This window comes from Asanoa sp. NPDC049475, from assembly GCF_040676915.1.
In the GTDB taxonomy this organism is placed as follows: domain Bacteria; phylum Actinomycetota; class Actinomycetes; order Mycobacteriales; family Micromonosporaceae; genus Asanoa.
Genome location: NZ_JBFAPY010000005.1, coordinates 484,065 through 501,853, shown reverse-complemented (window position 1 = coordinate 501,853; position 17,789 = coordinate 484,065). Strand labels below are relative to the sequence as shown.

Sequence of the window (17,789 nt, the reverse complement as noted above, 5' to 3'; positions counted from 1 at the left end):
CTCAGTAGTGGGGTTGCTATGAGGAGCGGGGCACGAGTGCGACAAATACCGCAGCGGACGGTGACCACTCGTTCGTGTCATGGTTTGGGTACGCTGCAACGGTCGCCGCCTCTCGCTCGGAGTCACGCATGACCGCGACCCTCCTGCGCACCATGGTCGAGCGCCTCGACGCTGCTCCGCACGCGCCCCTCTACACCTTCCTCGACCGGCACGGGAAAGAGGCGGACGCCGCCGACTACGAGGAGGTCGTGCGGCGGGCAGCCGGGACCGCCGACCTGCTCCAGGCGGCCGGGGTCGGGCGCGGCGATCGCGTCCTGCTGATCTTCCCGCCGGACGACGGGCTCGACTTCGTCGCCGGGTTCTTCGGGTGCGTGCTGCTCGGCGCCGTCGCGGTCCCGGTGGCCAGCCCCGACCCCAGGCATCTCGACCGGGAGCTTCCGAAGCTCCGGCACGTCGCGCAGGACTGCGGCGCCCGGGTCGCGCTCACGCACGCCAGGTACCGGGCACTCACCGCCGTCACGGCCGTGACCAACCGCCTGCGCGGTGGTGAGCGCTGGCCCAAGCTCTCCTGGCTCCTGTCGAGCCGCGTCAAGCCCGCCGACCCCCGGGAAGCCGCGGCGAGGCTCGCCCGGGCGGCGGACGAATTCGGTCCCGACGACATCGTCTACCTCCAGTACACGTCCGGATCCACGTCGGCGCCCAAGGGAGTCGTGCTGCGTCACCGCAACCTCGTGCACAACCTCGAGCTCATCGCCCGCAACACAAAGGTCGACAGCGATTCCGTGCTCGTCGGTTGGGTGCCCTTGTTCCACGACATGGGTCTCGCCGGCGGCATCCTCAACGCCATGTACACCGGCGCGCGCTGCGTCGCCTTCTCCCCCATCACCTTCCTCGCCGCGCCTCGGCTCTGGCTCGAGGCGATCGAGCGTTACCGCGGCACCCACATCGCAGGACCCAACTTCGGTTACGAGTACGTGCTGCGCGGGCTGCGCGACGACGACACCTTCGACCTGTCGTCGTTGCGGGCCACGCTCCAGGGCGGTGAGCCGATGCTCGCGTCCACGATGGACAAGGTGCAGACCGCTCTCCCGAGCCTGGACCCGGCGTCGTTCTGCAACGTGTACGGAATGGCGGAGGCCGTGCTCTTCGTCAGCGGCCAGATCGGCGAGCGGCCGTCCCTGCTCAGCGGCGACCGGGCCGTGCTCGACCGTGACGGCGTCATCGTCCCGCCAACACCCCGCGCCCCCGAGGTGACGCTCGTCGGCAGCGGCGTCCCCGACGCGGAACACGGCGTCTCCGTCATCGCCGTCGACCCGACCACCCGGAAGCAGCAGCCACCCCACGTCGTCGGCGAGCTGTGGGTCGCCAGCGCCAGCGTGTCGACCGGCTACTGGGGACGGACCGACGAGGAGAACGCGGCCGTCTTCGCCGCGACGCTCGCGACCGACGACGACAGGCGATTCCTGCGCACCGGTGACCTCGGTGTCGTCGGCGACGACGGCGAGGTGTTCCTCTGCGGCCGCCTCAAGGACCTCATCATCGTCGGCGGCCGCAACATCCATCCGCAGGACCTCGAAGCGGCCGTGGTGGCGGCCGATCCGATCCTGCGGCCGGGCAACGCCGTCGCGTTCGGCGTGCGGGTCGACGGGGTCGAGCGAGTCGTGGTGGCGGCCGAGATCAGGAAGAAGGCCCTCCAGGGCAAGGAGCCCGTCCCCCTCGACCGGGCCGCGTCCGCGATCCGGGCCGCGGTGGCCGCCCACTGCGGCGTGCAGTGCCACGAGGTGCTGCTCCTGCGGCCCGACACCCTCCCGAAGACGACGAGCGGCAAGCTCCAGCGCGGCGAATGCAAGGACCGCTGGACCAGCGGGTCGCTCCAGCCGCTCACCGGAAAGCGCGAGCCGAGAGAGGCGGTCCACGGCAGCGGCAACGAGTACGTCCTCCGACTGCTCCAGGCGGACATCGCGACGCTGCTGCAGTATCCCGACGACGTACCCGTGGACCTGCCCCTCCGCGATCTCGGCCTGGACTCGCTCGGGATGATGGACCTCGCCGCCCGCGTCGAGGACCGCACCGGGGCGCGCGTACCCCCGGCGGAGGTCCACGACGGCGCGACCCTGCGGGACCTGGCGACCCTCGTCGTGCGGCAGTTCGAGCGGCCGCCCGCCGAACCCGGCGAGCCGACGAGCACGCCGCACACGGGCGAGATCCCCCTCAGCCCCGCCCAGGCCCACGCGCTCCAGCTCGGGCAGTGGGACTGGTGGAACCGGGCGATCATGCTCGACGTGCACCGCCGGCTCACCCCGGAGCGGCTGCACCGCGCCGCCTACGCACTGGTCGCCCGGCACGAGGCGTTGCGGCTGCGGTTCCGCAGGGACGACGGCCGCGTCACCCAGCGTTACGGCGACATCGGGCGCAGCTTCGCCGTCGAGACGACCAGCGACCCCGCGCCCGACCTCGACGAGCAGCACCGCCGCCTCAGCGTCGAGTACGGCCCGGTGATACGGCTGCTGCTGATGGAGACCGGCGCCCGGCAACGCCTGTTCATCACCGTCAACCACCTCGTCATGGACGCCGCCACGCTGGGCATCCTGGTCGACGACCTGGACCGGCTCTGCCAGCTCGACGAGCGCGACGAACGCCTCCACATCGGACGCGGCTCGGCTCCCTTCGAGGCGTTCACCCGCTGGATGAACGACTTCGCGCGCGGGGCCGCCACCGCCGACCTGGACTTCTGGCATCAGCAGCTCGACGCGGCGCCTGGGCATCCGGCCGTCACGATGAAGGACCTCGCGAGCGCCCGCCAGCACCTGCGCCCCGACGAGACGCGCGCGCTCCGCACCATCACCACGGACGGCCGTCGCGCACCGGTCGCCACGACCCTGCTGACCGCTCTGGTGCGGACCGCCCAGCGCCAATGGGACTGCGGCCGGCTCGCCGTCAAGCTCTCCAGCTCGGGCCGGCAGTCCTCGGTGCACGGCCTCGACGTCTCGCGGACGGTCGGCGACCTGCACTGCACCTTCCCGCTCGCGTTCGACGACAGTTCCGCGCAGAGCCCGGCGGAGACGCTGGCCGCCGTCAGCCGACGACTCGCGGAGGTCCCGTCGGCGGGCATGTCGTTCGACGCGCTCACGTACCTGGGGAACGGCACGAACGGCGCACCCTCCCCGATGCTCTGGTTCAACTTCCAGGGCGAGGTGCCGACCCGGAGTCGCAGTGGCCTCTTCTCGCTGCGCGAGGGCGACCTCGGCGAGATGTGGGACCCCGAGTGCCGTGTCAAACAGCCGCCGCTGTACGTCGAATGCTCCGTGATCGAAGGCACGACGCGCATCGACTGGTACTACTCTCCCCGCCATCTGGGGTGGTCCGGCGGGGAGATCGACGAGTGGACGAGCCGGTTCGGCGACGAGCTACGCCGGTGCCTGACCTAGCCGACCGCGCGTTCGGCGCGACCTTCGAACACCTCTTCACCTTCTCCCTGCTGTACGAGGACTCGGAGGTCGACAACCGCGTCCTGGACCTGGACTCCCGTGCGCGCGTGCTGGCGGTCAGCGGGGCCGGCTGCGGCGTGGCGGGTCTGCTGGCCGCGCACCCGGCCCGGATCGACGCCGTCGACACCAACCCGCACCACCTGGCCCTGACCGCCCTCAAGGTCGCCGCGGCCAGGCGGATGACGTCGCACGCCGAGTTCTACGAACTGCTCGGCCGCGGCCGGCACCCCGATCCGGAGCGCGCGCTCCGACCGCTCATGGGCGACCTGCCGGCGTGGGTCGCGCGGTACTGGAGCACGAACCACCACCGCTTCCGGCACAACCTCTACGCGGAGGGCCTCGTCGGGACCTTCCAGCGGTGGCTGCGGCGGAAGGTGGGCGTGGACGCGGAGTTCCTGCGCACCGTCCAAGCACTCCCGCCCACCGAGCGTCTCGCGCGGTTCGCGCCCATCATCGCCGGGCTCCGGCGCTGGTGGCCGATGCGTGGGCTGGTCAACACCCCGCTGTTCCAGCTCGGCGTCGGCGTCAACTTCGAGCAGCGGCGGCGCAACCTGCGCGCGAGCCGGGCGGCGACCATGATGGACGTCGTCACCGCGCATTTCGAACGTCTGACACAGACCGACCTGGAGACGAACTGGTTCGTCTGGGTGTGTCTCACCGGAGAGTTCAACCATGACCACCCCGACGCGATGCCGCCCTATCTGCGGGAGCAGAGCCACAAACACTCGCTGGTGGCGCCGACCCGGGTGGGCTTCCACCGCGAGTCGCTGCAACGACTGCTCGCCGACGGCGCGCCGGGACGGTGGTCCCACTTCTCCCTGTGCGACGTCCTCGACTGGATGCCCGCACCCGCGCAACGCCTGCTCCTCCAGCGGATCGCCCGCGTCGGCGGCGAGGGCGCGGTCGTCCTGACGCGCAGCGTGGAAGACGCGTGCGTCGTCGACCGCGTCGGACTCTCCGACGTGTACGAGCGCGTCGAGCCGACCTCGACCCTGGCCAGCGAGCAGGAGCGGACCCGGCTGTACGGACGCGTCAACGTCTACCGGGTCGTCGAGCGCGCATGACCTCGCACGCTGACCACCGCGCGTTCCTCGACCGGTACTACCGGCTCACCCACCACGTCTACGACGCGTCCCGGAAGTACTACCTGTTCGGCCGCGACGGCGTGCTCGACCGCCTGGTGACCAGCGAATGGTCGACCCTGGTGGAGCTCGGCCCGGGCACGGGCCGCAACCTGGCCCGGCTCCACCGCCGCCGGCCGGACGCGGCACTGGGTGGCCTGGAGGCGAGCGACGTCATGCGCGCGCACGCCCGGCGCCGATGCCCGTGGGCGCGGATCGACCCGGGCTTCGCCGAGGACGGCGACATCAGCGCGGTCCTGGGTGGGCCGCCGCAGCGCATCCTCATGTCGTACTGCCTGTCGATGGTCGTCGACAAGGACCGTGCGATCGACAACGCCCGCCGGCACCTCGCGCCCGGAGGCGAGCTGTGGGTGGTCGACTTCTCGGACCTCGCGGGACGGATGCTGCGCTCGTTCCTCGCCGCGTTCCACGTCCAGGCCGTGCCGGACGACCTGCTGCACCGCCACGGCGCCACCGACCTCGAGCACGGCCCGCTGCGCTACCACGTCGTCGCGCGGTTCAAGGCGTGATGGACCGCCGTTGGATCCACCGCGGGCTGTCATACCAGGTCTGTGGTGATCCAGGCGCTCGGCCGCTGGTGCTGTTGCCCGGCTACGGGCGGTCCGGGAGCAGCTGGATCCCCTGGCTCGAACGGGTGGGACCACTGCCCTTCCGCGTCGTGCTCGTCGACCACCGCGGCACGGGCGGGTCGGCGCGCACGCTGCGGCCGTACACGCTGGCCACCCTGGCCGACGACGCGGCCGCCGTCGTGCGCGACAGCGTCGGGGACGTGCCCGCCATCGTGGTGGGAGAGTCGATGGGCGGGATGGTCGCGCAGCACCTGGCGCTGCGGCATCCCGGACGCGTCGGCGGTCTGGTCCTGTCGGCGAGCTCGGCCCGCGGCGACAGCAGGTCACCGGCGTTCGTGCGCTCGCTGCCCCTGACCGTCGGGGCGGCCCTCTCGAAGAACGTGAGCGTGTGGGCGAGGTGCGACCGCCTCCTCGTCCACGACGGCGAGCACGCACGCGAGCTTCTCGCGCCGCTTCGGCGAATCCAGCGAGCCGAGCCCTACTCGCGCTTCAACTCCGTCCTGCAGGCGGTGGCGATGGCGTTCCATCGAACCGACCGCCGGCTGGGAGCCGTGCGCGTGCCGGTCGAGGTCGTCGTCGGCGCCGACGACCGGGTGCTGGCCCCGCGCCAGTCGACCGTGCTGGCGCGGTGCTTTCCCCACGCACGGCTGACCGTCCTGGCGGACACCGGTCACGCGATCCCGTTCGAGCGACCGATGGAGCTCCGCGCGGCCGTCATGCGGCTCGGGTGACCGCCGTCCGGAAGAACGCCGCCCGGCACAGCAACGGCACGAGCAGCACGCTGTGCAGCACGAACTGCCCCGCGGCTCCACGCCCACGCTGATACGAGCTCAGATAGGTCCGCTCGCGGAACACGATGTGCGACACGTCCTGGGCGACCCATCCGACCACGACCAGCCCCGCGGAGACGAGCCAGCCGAGCGTGGGAACCCCGAGGTAGACGGCGAACACCGCGGCCGTGTACAGAATCGACGCCACCGCCGTCTGGTCGGGCGTCGTGTAGGCACAGAAGAACGCGTAGAGCACCGCGAGGAACGCCACCGCCGCCGCAGGGGTCACGCCGAGGGCGACCGCCGCGGCGCCGACGAGGCCGAAGACGCCGAGCAGGCCGGCGCCCGTGGAGAAGAGGTGCACGACCACGTTGCCCGTGCGCTGGTGGAAGCGCGCGAAATCCCGGTGGGTCTCCTCGAACCGATAGTCCACGTGCCGGTTCACGACCTCCTGGCACAGGACGACGACGTAACATGCCGCGTGCGCGAGCAGCAGGGGCCACCATGCCGCGCGGAACGGAGCGTGCAGCGCGAGCCCCGCGAAGCCGACCAGCTTCCCGACGATCATCGGATGCGGGATGACGCCGTAGGGGAAGCCCGAGACCCTGCCCGGTGGCACGACGCCGAACTCGGCGCCGAAGTATGTGCGGTCGGACCCCAGTCGCAGGAACGCGAGCCCGGACAGCCCGAACCCCACCCCGGCAACGGCCAGCGACGGCACGTCGAGCCCTGCCCGCCCGTATTGGTAGAACAGCGTGCCGAGCGCCACCAGCTGGAACAACGTGGCGTCCCGCGCGAACCTGCCCGGCTCGACCGTCCGGAAGAGGTGCGCGACGACGTACAGGAAGTAGTGCACGAAGCTGAGGAGATAGACCCGCTCGGTCGGATGCCCCGAGGTCACACCCCAGAGCAGCAGCAGGGCGAGCAGGTTCAGCACGCCGACGCACAGGAAGAACAGCGGATAGAGGAACGTGCCGACGTTGACGACGGCGCCGAGGGCCCTGCCGATCGCCGACTGTGGGTTCTTGCTCGCGACGAACAGCTCCCGCGCACGCCGGTTGTAGGTCTCGTTCCACCCCGCGAACAACGAACGAACCGGCCCGAGCCAGCGCGGTACGACAGCGTAGTGCACCTTGAGGCAGATGCGGCTGTCGTCGAGGAGGTCGTCGGGGTCGCCGCTCTTGACGATGTGGTGGATGTCGCGGTTGTAGTCGAGCCAGCAGAACTCGCCCGTACGCAGCGTGTTCCGGACCTTCTGCGCCGCGAAGACCGTCGTGACGCGGTCGTTGCCCCGCACGACGACCAGGCACCGCAGGAGCGTCACGAACGGCAGGAGGCCGAACGGCCCGTCGATGTGCTGCTGGAGAAAGGCCCGGTCGGAGCCCTTCGCGCCCATGTTGGAGACATAGACCTCGTTCATCCCGCTGACATTGTGGACGGTGTTGCCGGGAAACGCCTCGAGGATGCTGGCGCGGATCGCAGCTGAGTCCTTGAGCCCGGCGAATGCCGCTCGCGCGTCGGGCGGGAGCTCCGCCTCCCACGCGTGGAACGTCTCCTGGCGGTTGAGGTCCTGCCCGTCCACGTACGCCAGCATGGTCTCGAGGTGGCCAGCGTGTGACTCCTCGACGGTTCCGACCCCGGGCCTCATGCGACCATCCTCGCGCCGAGCCGGGCGATGCGATAGATCCGACGACCTGTCAACTCTCCTCGATGAGGCCCGCGCGCACGGCGAACACGGCGAGCTGGACCCGGTTGGCGTAGCCCGTCTTGGTCATCAGGTTGCCCACGTGGGTCTTGACCGTGGTGACGCCGAGGTGCAGCCGCTGGCCGATGTCCGCATTGGACATGCCCGCACCGAGCAGGCGCAGCACGTCGCGCTCGCGTGCCGTCAGCGGCGTCGCGGGGGTGGGCGCGGAAGGCTCGGTCCGCTTGGTCATCGCCTGCGTGACCAGGCGCCGCAGCACCGTCGGGCTGAACGCGTTCTCGTCGCGGGCCGTGCGGCGGATGCCGTCGAGCAGTTCCTCAGGTGTCGCGTCCTTGACCAGGAAGCCGCACGCGCCGGCGGCCAGGGCCGGGTAGAGGTGGTCGTCGTCGTCGAACGTCGTCAACACGGTGATCCTCGATTGCGGGCGGCCGCGCAGGATCGCGGTCGTCGCCTCGATCCCGTCCATCCGGGGCATGCGCAGGTCCATCAGGATGACGTCCGGCACGAGCCGCTCGGCCAGGCGCACCGCGTCCAGCCCGTCGACCGCCTCGCCGACGATCTCGATGTCGGGTTCGGCGGCACACAGGGCGCGCAGGCCGGCCCGCACGAGCCGCTGGTCGTCGACGAGCAGGAGCCGGATGCTCACGCCGGGGCCGCCGCCGTGGTCGGGAGGGTCGCCCGGACCCGCCAGCCGGACGGGCCGGGTCCGGCCGCGAAGTCGCCACCGAGCAGGTGGATGCGCTCGCGCATGCCCAGCAGGCCGTGCCCGCCGGTCGAGGGGTGTCGCGGAGGCGGGTCGCCGTCGTCGGCGATGTCGACCCGGACGGCACCGTCCGCCGTCACGGTCACGGCGACCGTCGCGTTCGCGCCGGGGCCGGCGTGCTTGAGCACGTTGGTCAGCCCTTCCTGGACCACCCGCAGCAACGCGAGCCCGCGCACGGCGTCGAGCCCGGCGACGGCCGGGTCGACAGCGGCGTCGAGGGACAGGCCGGCGTTGCGGCTGCGGGCGACGGCCTCGTGCAGCAGGTCGGGCAGGTCGGCCGGGTCGAGCAAGGGAGCGTGGGCGTCGTCGGCGAGGGTCGCCGGGTCACGCAGCACCGCGACCAGGCGGCGCAGGTCGGCCAGCGCGGCGGTGCCGGTGGCGTGCACGTCGTCGAGGGCGGACGCGGTCTCCGGGTCGGCGTGGGGGTCGAGGTGCCGGGCCACGCCGACCCGCAGCACGATCGAGGCGACGTGGTGGACCACGATGTCGTGCAGCTCACGGGCGATGGCGGTGCGCTCGGTGGCTCGTACCATCGCCTTCTCGGACTCTTGTCGTCGCTCGATCTCGAGCGCCCGCTGCTGGGCCTGCACGGTGGCGAGTCGGGCCGCCTTGAGGTGCAGGCCCAGGAGGACCGGTGCGCCGAGCAGGCTGGCGATCACGCCGGTGAGCACGAAGAAGAACGGCGGTTGGAGCGGCGACAGCGGCACGTCGACGAAGTTGACGAACAGTCCGACAGCGGCGGCGAGCGCGCCGACCGCGATCCATCGGCGGTCCCGGTGCATGGCGAGATCGATCAGCGCCGCGAAGGTCGCCAGGATGACCACCACGTCGGCATGCGTGCCGACCCGGTCGCTGACGGCCAGGAGGACGGCCAGGCAGAGCACCATCGTCAACGGAATCCGGCGCCCGAACGCGAACAAGGCGCCGGCACCCAGCCCGATCAGCCACGCCCAGCCGTCGACCGGGTTGCCCGGCTGGTCCGCCAACGGCAGGTAGAACACGGCCAGGGCGATCGGGACCAGGCGCAGCCAGTACGTGGTTGACACCGGTCGACCCTAGATCGCCACCCTGGGTGCCCGGCTCCTCCTTCGGCAGGAGTCCGCTCCTGCTGACGGCCGGCGGGGCGGGCTTCCTGGCCGAGGTCACGACGCCCGGCGCTGCCGAGGCTGGTGGGCGTGAATGACCTGCTGGCCTTCCTCGACGCCGCGAGCCGTAACCCCCGCTCGGTCGGTGCGATCGCCCCGAGCGCCCCGCACCTTTGTCGCCGTCTGGCCGAGATCGTCCCCCGCACGCACGTTTCGACGGTCGTGGAGCTAGGAGCCGGCACCGGGACGGTCAGCGACGCGATCGGCCGGCGGCTGCTGCCTGGCTCCCGTCACCTGGCGATCGAGATCGACCCGGCCCTGGCGGCCCGGCTGCGCGCCCGACGACCGGATCTCGAGGTCGTCGTGGGCGACGCCGCGGACCTGCGGGCCATCCTCCGGCAACGGGGCGTGGACCGGGTCGACGCGGTGGTCAGCGGCCTGCCGTGGTCACTGTTCCCGGCCGCCGCGCAGCAGCGGACCCTGACAGCGGTGGCCCAGGTGCTGGCCCCCGGGGCCGGGTTCGCGACGTTCGCCTACCTGCACGCGCTGCCGCTGGCCGGCGCCCGCGGCCTCCGCCGCCTCCTGCACGGCACGTTCGACGAGGTGATCGCCAGCGCCTCGGTGTGGCGCAACCTCCCGCCGGCACTGACGTACACCTGCCGCCGCCCGACCGTGCCGTCGACGTGGTCCACACCGTGTGTGCCTACCTCGCGCATCCACTGCGACCGATAGGAGTCCAGGCCCAGCGACCACTCGAACAGCTCCGGGACCAGCGCCTCGACGATCTCAGGTCGGGTGCCCCCGTACTGGTGGAGCAACCGCAGTGCCAGGTCGCGGTCGGGTGGGGTCGGAGCGGACATGGTCAGCTTCTGGCGCAGGACCTCGACCGGGTCGTCCGCGAGGAACCTCGCCCGGGCGGAGCGAAGCTCCTGCTCCGCCTGGACGAGGTCAGCCCACAGCTCCTCGCTGGCCATCCTCACGTGCCGCGGCGGATGCGGCGGACCGTCAGCGCGACCGCGACCACCGCCAGCATCGGCACGACGACGAACATCCACGCCCCGTCGCGGCCTACCTTGTCTCCGACGGCCATCGCGAGCAGGACGGCGGTCGCCGCCGCGACGAACGGGTAGAGCTTCCACATCACGGACCACCGCCTTTCCGGCGATGGTGGACATACCCAAACCGCGGAGAGAAATCACCGGCCCCGGGGGCGGCACCGAAGCTAGGACGAGTGGACCCCCACTGATGCCGTACCGGTCGATGGCGGCAGCGGCGTGGTCGGGCCACACTCCATCGCTAGCAATCGGCTCAGCCTCCCATGATCGGCAGTTTCGTCATGACCAGCGGATGGCACGATATGCTCGATCTTTTCGTCGAGCGGTATCTGGACGAGAACGCGCTGACCGTCGCCGTCGCCGGCGAGGTGGACATGGACAACGCCTGCCAGCTGGACGACGCGCTCCAGGACGGGGTCGCGCGGCCCGGGGTGCGCGCGGTGGTCGTCGATCTCGCCGGCGTGCCGTTCCTCGACTCCACCGGCATCCGGGTGCTGCTCTCCGGCCGGCACCGCGCCGACGAACGTGGTGTGTCGTTGGTCGTCACGAACGTCCAGCCGGTCGTGCGCCGGATGCTCGAGGTCATGGGCGTCCTGACCTTGCTCACGACGGAGCCCGACGTTCTCGAGCACGGGAGTGTGGCGCGCGGCAACCCGCAGCGGAAAGCGGGGTAGCCAGCAGCACAATGTGGCTAGGTTCGTCGGGGAGGCTGATGAGATGCCCGATGGTGATCCGATGTCGCGAATGGTCGGCGACGCGGAGGTCGTGCGTAACGTCTTCGACGCCCAGCAGCCGATAGTGGTCGCCCTGGCCGGCCCGGAGCTGACCGTCGTCGCCGCCACGGCCTCCTACCGTGCGTACACCGGCCGCTCCGAACTGATCGGCGTTCCGATCCGTGAGGTTTTTCCCGAAGTCCTCGGGCAGCACGTGTTCGACATTCTCGAACGCGTGCGCGCCACCGGCGAGCCGGCGTTCCTGAAGGACCTGCGGGTGCAGATCGACCGACCCGACCGCGTCGAGATCTTCCTCGACCTGAACGTGCGGCGGCAGCGCTATTTCGGTGGCACGGTGGCCGGTCTGATCGTCGACGTGGTCGATCAGACCGAGCAGGTGCACGCGCGGCGGGCCGCCGCACGACGCGCGGCCGAGGCGGAGCAGCGTTACGCGGAGGCCCGCGACGTCATCCACGCCCTTCAGGTCGCGCTGCTGCCCTCCGGCGTGCCGGTGTTGCCGCGGGTGGAGGTGGCCGCGAGCTACCTGCTCGCCGACGTCCACACCGCCGCCGGTGGGGACTGGTTCGATGCCATGCCGCTGTCCGACGGCCGGCTCGGGCTGGTCGCCGGCGACGTGGTGGGACACGGCGTGACCGCGTCGGCGGTGATGGGGCAGCTGCGCATCCTCATCCAGGAACGCCTCACGGCCACCGGTGACCTCGTCGCCGCCGTGGCGGCCACCGACCGCATGGCGGCCCGCGTGCCCGGCGCGCTCGCCGCGACGGTGTGCGTGGCCGTCCTCGATCCTGCCAGCGGGGAGCTCGCCTACTGCACCGCCGGGCATCCTCCGCCGCTGGTCCTGCCGCGCGGTGGGGACGGCCGATTCCTGCCGTCCTCCGGCGCCAAACCGTTGGGCGTCGTCCCGGACGACACCGTAGCGATCCGCCGCGACCGGCTCGAGCCCGGCGACATGCTCGTGCTCTACACCGACGGCATTCTCGAACGTCCGGGCCGGACGGTGGCACAGGCCACCGTCGAGCTCGCCCAGGTAGCCACCAACGTGGCAGCCGATCGGGCGTTGCGCGGGGATTCCGGAACGGCCGCGGAGCGGGTCTGCACCCAGACGCTGGAGCTGCTCACCCGGACGACCGGGCATGCGGACGACATAACCCTGCTGGCCGCGCGGATGGTCGACCCACAGCCGGACTTCGCGCTGACGATCGGCCGCACACCGAGAGTGCTGTCCTACGTGCGGCGGGAGCTCGCCTCGTGGCTCACCGCCGCAGGGGCGTCCAAGGAGGATGTCCTGGTCCTGCAGCACGCCGTCAACGAGCTGGCCGCGAACGCCCTCGAGCACGCCTACGCCGACACGGCCGACCCGCCGCACGTCGCCATCAGTGCCACGCTGCACGACGACGGACGCGTCACCACCAGGGTGCGCGACCACGGCCGGTGGCGCGACCCCAGGCCCTCGTCGGGGCGCGGCCTCGGTCTGACGCTGGCCGCGAACCTGGCGGACACCGTCGTGATCGACCACGACGAGCACGGAACCCGCGCCACCGTGCGCCATCGGCTCTCCAGGCCCGCGCGGCTGCTGACCGACGACCAACTGATCTCCCGCCCGACGCACCGCCAGAGCGCAGCCGACCCGTTCCTGATGTTCGACCAGCCATGGGCCGGCGAATCGCGCATCCGCGTCGATGGACCCGTCGACCGCGAATCGGCCCCCGCATTCGAGACCCATCTCATCACGGCGACCGCTTCCGGCACCCGGAACCTCACCGTGGACCTCACCGGAGTCACGCTCCTGGCCAGCGTCGGCGTCGCCGCACTACACCGGCTGACCACCATGAGCACCACGAACAGGGCCAGCCTGCGCCTGTACGCCCCGCCCGGCAGCACCGCCCACATGATCATGGACGCCGTGCGGCTTCCCCACCTCACGACCGACCCCGACGAGTGAACGGCTGAGCCGATCGACGGTGGGCTGGTTAGGATGGTCGCGGTCTTGACAGTGGACGTTCCAGCTGGAGTTGACCATGGCTTCGCTGCCCGAGGGGTCATCGCGTCCGCAGGTCTGGCGGACCTCGACCGTCGAGATCGCCTGCACTGACGACGGCGTCGTCACGGTCACCGGCGACGCGGACGTCGAAGCGGAGACCGCTTTGCTGGCGTCCGTCACTGCCGCGCTGGCCACGCCCACATCGACCGTCGTCGTCGACCTGACCGCGGCCACCTTCCTCGACGCCCGCGCCGTCAGCGTGCTGGTCGGCGGGTTCTGGGTCGCGGCCAACGAGGGACGCCGGTTGCTCGTCACCGGCGCGCGCGGCGTCATCCGGCGGGTCCTCCAAGCGACCGGCACGTTCGCACTGCTGACCGGCGACGACGCGGGCGCATCCGTTGTCGCGTTCCCCCGGCCCGAGCCACACCCGCCGACCCTGCGGGTGCCTGCCGGCACCCGGCGCCGGCTCGAACAACCGCCCCCGGTCTGAGCTTCGACCGATCCGGCTTCCGCACCTGCCGCGCACGAACTATTAGTAAAGTTTACGAACAGAAGGTGCTACAGTCACGGGCATCGATCCATGGCCCCTGTCCCGCTCGCAGGGGCATCCTCCAGAAAGGAGTGATCGCATGTCGAGACTGCGTGCCCTTCTCGTCGCTCTGGCCGTGGCCGTCAGCGGCGGAGTGGTCGCGATCATCCCCGCCACCGCGGCGTCGGCCGCCGCCTGTTCGGCGGCCTGGCAGGCGTCGACCGTCTACTGGGGAGGCAACCAGGCCTCCCGCAACGGTCGAAACTACCAGGCGAAGTGGTGGACGCAGGGCGAGGCCCCGCCCGGCACCACCGGCGTCTGGCAGGACCTCGGCCCCTGTGACGGCGGTGGCGGCACCCCCGGTGGCACCTGCAACTACCCGAACTGGGCGGCCGGCACCTTCTACGCGACCGGCGCGATCGTCCGCTACACCAACGGCCTCTACTACATCGCCGAGCACGACAACCCAGGCTACGACCCGATCATCAGCACCTGGTACTGGGATCCCTACACCTGCGGGGGTGGCGGCAACCCGACCGACCCACCACCGACGGGCGGCTTCGTGGTCAGCGAGTCCCAGTTCAACCAGATGTTCCCGGGCCGGAACTCGTTCTACACCTACTCCGGGCTGGTCGCGGCGCTCAGCGCGTACCCCGCGTTCGCCAGGACCGGCAGCACCACCGTCCAGCGCCAGGAGGCCGCGGCCTTCCTCGCCAACGTGCACCACGAGACCGGCGGGCTCGTCTACATCGTCGAGCAGAACACCGCGAACTACCCCCACTACTGCGACCCGAACCAGCCGTACGGGTGCCCCGCCGGCCAGGCCGCCTACTACGGCCGGGGGCCGATCCAGCTCAGCTGGAACTTCAACTACAACGCGGCCGGCAACGCGCTCGGGCTGCCGCTGCTGACCAACCCCTGGCTGGTCCAGACCGACGCGGCGGTCGCCTGGAAGACCGGCATCTGGTACTGGATGACCCAGAACGGCCCCGGCACGATGACCGCGCACAACGCCATGGTCACCGGTGCCGGGTTCGGCCAGACGATCCGCAGCATCAACGGCTCGATCGAGTGCAACGGCGGCAACCCCGCCCAGGTGCAGAGCCGCGTCACCCGCTACCAGCAGTTCGTCGGCATCCTCGGCGTCCCCGCCGGGAACAACCTGTACTGCTGAGCCTTGTCGCCCGGGGGCGTCGCACGGTGACGCTCCCGGGCTTCAGCGCGTGCGACTCAGCCGCTCCCGGATCTCGATCGCCGCGGAGTGACCCAGGATGCCTTGTGCCTCTTCCCAGGCGGCGCGGGCCTCACCGGTCGATCCGCTGGCGTGCAGCGTGTCGCCCAGGTGGGTCAGCGTCTCCGCGACCGGGAAGAGGTCGCCGTCCGCGCGGTGGATCGCCAATGCGCACCGGAGGTTGTCCAGCGCCTCGGAATAGTGGCCGAGGTGGTGGAGCGCGTACCCGATGCTGTCGTAGGCCCGCGCCGCGCCCGACGAGTCGTCGCGCTCCTGGTGCAGCCGCACGGCCCGACGGCAGTGCCGCAGCGCCTCGGCGTGGTTGCCCAACCGTGCGTGGTCCCAGCCGACCGCGTTGAGGGCGCGTGCCTGGCCCGCGACGTCGCCGGCCCGCACGAACAGGGCCAGCGCCTCGCGGTCGTGGTGCAGGCCGTCGCCCAGGCGCGCCTGCTGGTCCGCCAGCCAGCCGAGCGTGAGGTGGGTGTCGGCCATGCCGACGTGGTCGTCGAGGTCGCGAAACCGGCGAAGAGCCGTGTCCAGGGTGTCGGCCGCTTCGGCATGCCGGTCGAGCAGGATCAGCGCGAGGCCGCGCTCGCGCAGGGCGTCCGCCTGTCCCCACCGGTCACCGGCGCGCTCGGTGGCCCGCAACGCCGCCGTGGCCACGGAGAGCACGACGCCCGGTTGCAGCGACCGGTAGAGGAAGGTCGTCATCGCCCGGGCGAGCGCGGCGATCGCGACGTCATCGGTCGTCGGAGCGTCCAGCAGGGCCAGCAGCACGGGCTGCTCGACCGTCAGCCAGGCCGTCGCCTGTTCCTGGTCGTCGAACGCCGCGACCACGGTCGGCGTGCCTCTGCGGTGACGATGCGGCCACAGCAGCCGGTCGGCGGCCTCGGCCAGGTGCAGACAGTGGTCGACGAGCCGGCGGACGGGCGCGTCCCCGTCCCGTGCCGCGAGCTCGAGGGCGTAGGCGCGAAGAAGGTCGTGCGTGGCGAAGCGGCCGCCCGGCAGCTCGGTGACCATGTTGGACTCCGCGAGGGACGCCAGTGCCGCGCCGGCGGACACCTCGGTCGTGCCGGCCAGACTGGCGGCGGCCGGTGTGCCGATCGTCACGCCCGGAAAGAGCCCCAGCACGCGGAACATCTGGCGGTCCCGCTCGGCGAGCGCCAGGTAGGACCACGAGAACACCGCTCGAAGGTCGGCCGCGAGACCATTGTGGACTCCGGCGAGCTGGGCTGCCAGAGCCGACAAGGCGAGGTGCGGTCGGGTGGCGGCGTGGGCGGCGACGATGGCGAGTGCCAACGGCAGGCCCGCACAACGCTCGACGATCCTCGTGAGCGCCGCCTCGTCTCCCGCTTTCGCGGGCCGGCCGGCCCGCGCGGTGAACAGCTCGCGGGCGGACTCCGGTGGCAGCAGCTCCAACGGGAACGGCCGTGCGCCGACGCTCGAGACCAGACCGGGCAGCTTGTTGCGGCTTGTCACCACGACGGCGCAGCCGGCGGATCCCGGGATCAGGTCGTGGACCTGCGCGGCGTCACGGGCGTTGTCGAGCAGGACGAGCATCCGCCGCCGACCGAGCCTGCTGCGGTACTTCGCCGCGCGGGCCGACAGGTCGTCGGGGATCCGGTTCGGTGCGACGCCGAGGGCGTCGAGGAAACCGTGCAACACCGTGGCGGGCGGGGCGGGTGCGCCGGCAGGGCACAGGTCCGCGTAGAGCGCGCCGTCCGGAAAGTCGTCCGCGACCTCGTGGCCCAGGCGCACGGCGACGCTCGTCTTGCCGACTCCGGCGGGGCCGGTCACGAGCAGGACGGTCGGTCCGCGGCGCGGCGTGCGCAGGTGCGCCACCGCCGCGCGGAGGACGTCGTCGCGCCCGACGAGCACCGGCGGATCGGCGGGAAGTTGTCGCGGCGCCTCGGTCTCGGGGTCGCTCGACAGCTCGCGCCGCAGCACCAACCGTTGCAGGTCGTGGAGCTCCGGCGAGTCGATGCCGTGGTGGTGGAGCAGTTCGAGCCCCTCCCGGCAGACCTCGGCGGCTTCGGCGACCTTTCGTCGCGCGTAGAGGGCGACCACCAGGAGGCGGCGCAGGGCCTCGTCGAACGGGTCCTCGCCGAGCAGCGACCGCAGCTCCCGCGCCGCCTCGTCGTGCCGGCCGAGCGCGGACAGCGCCTCGGCACGATCGCGCCGGGCGGCCTGGCGCAGGCCCTGCAACCGGGCGATCTGGGGCAGGGCGAAGGGCTGATGGGCGATGTCGGCGTACGCGGGACCGCGCCAGAGCGCGAGCGCCTCGTCGAGGAGCGCCAGGGAGCGCGCGGCGTCGTCGGCCCGCTGCGCCTGCGCAAAGGCCGACACGAAGCGGTGCGAGTCGACGGCGTCAGGGTCGACGTCGAGGCGGTAGCCGAGGCTCGCGCCGCGACCCACCGTCACGAGCAGGTCGGGCCCGAGTGCCCTGCGCAGATGAGAGACGTGGCTGCGGAGGGTGGCGCCCGCGCCGTCCGGCGGCGCGCCGGTCCACAACAGATCGATCAGGCGCCGAGCCGGGATCGCACCGCCCGGCTCCAGCAGGAGCGTCGAGGTCAGCGCGGTGAGCTGTGGTCCGAGAGGAACGCCGATGTCGTCGCGCTCGATCCGCAACGGTCCGAGCACGGCGATGCGCAGACCGCTCAATCACGGCTCCCCCCACGAGCACTGGACGCTCGATCGTACCGTGTCGATGCGGCTTCCACGGTCCCTCCACGCACGG

14 protein-coding genes are annotated in these 17,789 nt (G+C 71.6%); 9 read left to right on the top strand and 5 right to left on the bottom strand.

Annotation, left to right across the window (positions count from 1 at the left end):
* The first annotated feature begins 128 nt into the window (after nt 1–128).
* From AB0J88_RS22265 to AB0J88_RS22250, 4 genes are read left to right on the top strand one after another with little or no spacing between them, the layout of a single operon-like run.
* Nucleotides 129–3,428: an AMP-binding protein gene (locus AB0J88_RS22265; protein ID WP_364360846.1), complete on the top strand. Its 3,300-nt coding sequence runs from the start codon at nt 129–131 to the stop codon at nt 3,426–3,428.
* Complete coding sequence (locus AB0J88_RS22260) at nt 3,416–4,552, top strand: DUF3419 family protein (protein ID WP_364360848.1); 1,137 nt, start codon at nt 3,416–3,418, stop codon at nt 4,550–4,552. The genes AB0J88_RS22265 and AB0J88_RS22260 overlap by 13 nt, the downstream gene beginning before the upstream one ends.
* The gene (locus tag AB0J88_RS22255; RefSeq protein WP_364360850.1) at nt 4,549–5,139 is read left to right on the top strand and encodes a class I SAM-dependent methyltransferase; all 591 of its coding nucleotides are present in this window, start codon (nt 4,549–4,551) and stop codon (nt 5,137–5,139) included. The genes AB0J88_RS22260 and AB0J88_RS22255 overlap by 4 nt, the downstream gene beginning before the upstream one ends.
* Complete coding sequence (locus tag AB0J88_RS22250) at nt 5,139–5,930, top strand: alpha/beta hydrolase (protein WP_364360960.1); 792 nt, start codon at nt 5,139–5,141, stop codon at nt 5,928–5,930. Before AB0J88_RS22255 ends, AB0J88_RS22250 begins: the two co-directional genes overlap by 1 nt.
* Here the strand turns inward: AB0J88_RS22250 and AB0J88_RS22245 are convergent.
* The 3 genes from AB0J88_RS22245 to AB0J88_RS22235 are packed head-to-tail and all read right to left on the bottom strand — an operon-like array spanning nt 5,914 to nt 9,483.
* On the bottom strand, nt 5,914–7,617 hold the full coding sequence (locus tag AB0J88_RS22245; protein WP_364360852.1) for a methyltransferase: 1,704 nt from the start codon (nt 7,615–7,617) through the stop codon (nt 5,914–5,916). The two genes, AB0J88_RS22250 and AB0J88_RS22245, sit on opposite strands and share 17 nt — an antisense overlap.
* 49 nt (nt 7,618–7,666) lie before the next feature.
* The gene (locus AB0J88_RS22240; protein ID WP_364360854.1) at nt 7,667–8,320 is read right to left on the bottom strand and encodes a response regulator transcription factor; all 654 of its coding nucleotides are present in this window, start codon (nt 8,318–8,320) and stop codon (nt 7,667–7,669) included.
* Complete coding sequence (locus AB0J88_RS22235; RefSeq protein WP_364360856.1) at nt 8,317–9,483, bottom strand: histidine kinase; 1,167 nt, start codon at nt 9,481–9,483, stop codon at nt 8,317–8,319. The genes AB0J88_RS22240 and AB0J88_RS22235 overlap by 4 nt, the downstream gene beginning before the upstream one ends.
* 129 nt (nt 9,484–9,612) lie before the next feature.
* Here AB0J88_RS22235 and AB0J88_RS22230 point away from each other — a divergent pair, with 129 nt between their 5' ends.
* Entirely contained in the window at nt 9,613–10,254 is a 642-nt protein-coding gene (locus tag AB0J88_RS22230) for a methyltransferase domain-containing protein (protein WP_364360858.1), read from the top strand.
* Nucleotides 10,255–10,498: 244 nt separating this feature from the next.
* Here the strand turns inward: AB0J88_RS22230 and AB0J88_RS22225 are convergent, their stop codons facing one another.
* Entirely contained in the window at nt 10,499–10,663 is a 165-nt protein-coding gene (locus tag AB0J88_RS22225; protein WP_364360860.1) for a hypothetical protein, read from the bottom strand.
* Nucleotides 10,664–10,879: 216 nt separating this feature from the next.
* Between AB0J88_RS22225 and AB0J88_RS22220 the strand changes: the two genes are divergently transcribed.
* The 4 genes from AB0J88_RS22220 to AB0J88_RS22205 all read left to right on the top strand — a co-directional run bounded on the left by AB0J88_RS22220 (nt 10,880) and on the right by AB0J88_RS22205 (nt 14,995).
* Complete coding sequence (locus AB0J88_RS22220) at nt 10,880–11,251, top strand: STAS domain-containing protein (protein WP_364360862.1); 372 nt, start codon at nt 10,880–10,882, stop codon at nt 11,249–11,251.
* A 61-nt stretch (nt 11,252–11,312) separates the two neighbouring features.
* Complete coding sequence (locus AB0J88_RS22215; RefSeq protein ID WP_364360864.1) at nt 11,313–13,253, top strand: SpoIIE family protein phosphatase; 1,941 nt, start codon at nt 11,313–11,315, stop codon at nt 13,251–13,253.
* A gap of 76 nt (nt 13,254–13,329) precedes the next feature.
* Entirely contained in the window at nt 13,330–13,782 is a 453-nt protein-coding gene (locus AB0J88_RS22210) for an STAS domain-containing protein (protein WP_364360866.1), read from the top strand.
* Nucleotides 13,783–13,921: 139 nt separating this feature from the next.
* Complete coding sequence (locus AB0J88_RS22205) at nt 13,922–14,995, top strand: glycoside hydrolase family 19 protein (RefSeq protein WP_364360868.1); 1,074 nt, start codon at nt 13,922–13,924, stop codon at nt 14,993–14,995.
* A gap of 42 nt (nt 14,996–15,037) precedes the next feature.
* Here AB0J88_RS22205 and AB0J88_RS22200 read toward each other — a convergent pair whose 3' ends face one another.
* Entirely contained in the window at nt 15,038–17,713 is a 2,676-nt protein-coding gene (locus tag AB0J88_RS22200) for a BTAD domain-containing putative transcriptional regulator (RefSeq protein ID WP_364360870.1), read from the bottom strand.
* Nucleotides 17,714–17,789 lie beyond the last annotated feature (76 nt).

Coding starts and splice junctions, on each gene's coding strand:
- AB0J88_RS22210 (WP_364360866.1), top strand. CDS start 13,330: ATGGCTTCGCTGCCCGAGGGGTCATCGCGTCCGCAGGTCTGGCGGACC.
- AB0J88_RS22205 (WP_364360868.1), top strand. CDS start 13,922: ATGTCGAGACTGCGTGCCCTTCTCGTCGCTCTGGCCGTGGCCGTCAGC.
- AB0J88_RS22265 (WP_364360846.1), top strand. CDS start 129: ATGACCGCGACCCTCCTGCGCACCATGGTCGAGCGCCTCGACGCTGCT.
- AB0J88_RS22225 (WP_364360860.1), bottom strand. CDS start 10,663: ATGTGGAAGCTCTACCCGTTCGTCGCGGCGGCGACCGCCGTCCTGCTC.
- AB0J88_RS22250 (WP_364360960.1), top strand. CDS start 5,139: ATGGACCGCCGTTGGATCCACCGCGGGCTGTCATACCAGGTCTGTGGT.
- AB0J88_RS22215 (WP_364360864.1), top strand. CDS start 11,313: ATGTCGCGAATGGTCGGCGACGCGGAGGTCGTGCGTAACGTCTTCGAC.
- AB0J88_RS22255 (WP_364360850.1), top strand. CDS start 4,549: ATGACCTCGCACGCTGACCACCGCGCGTTCCTCGACCGGTACTACCGG.
- AB0J88_RS22245 (WP_364360852.1), bottom strand. CDS start 7,617: ATGAGGCCCGGGGTCGGAACCGTCGAGGAGTCACACGCTGGCCACCTC.
- AB0J88_RS22220 (WP_364360862.1), top strand. CDS start 10,880: ATGCTCGATCTTTTCGTCGAGCGGTATCTGGACGAGAACGCGCTGACC.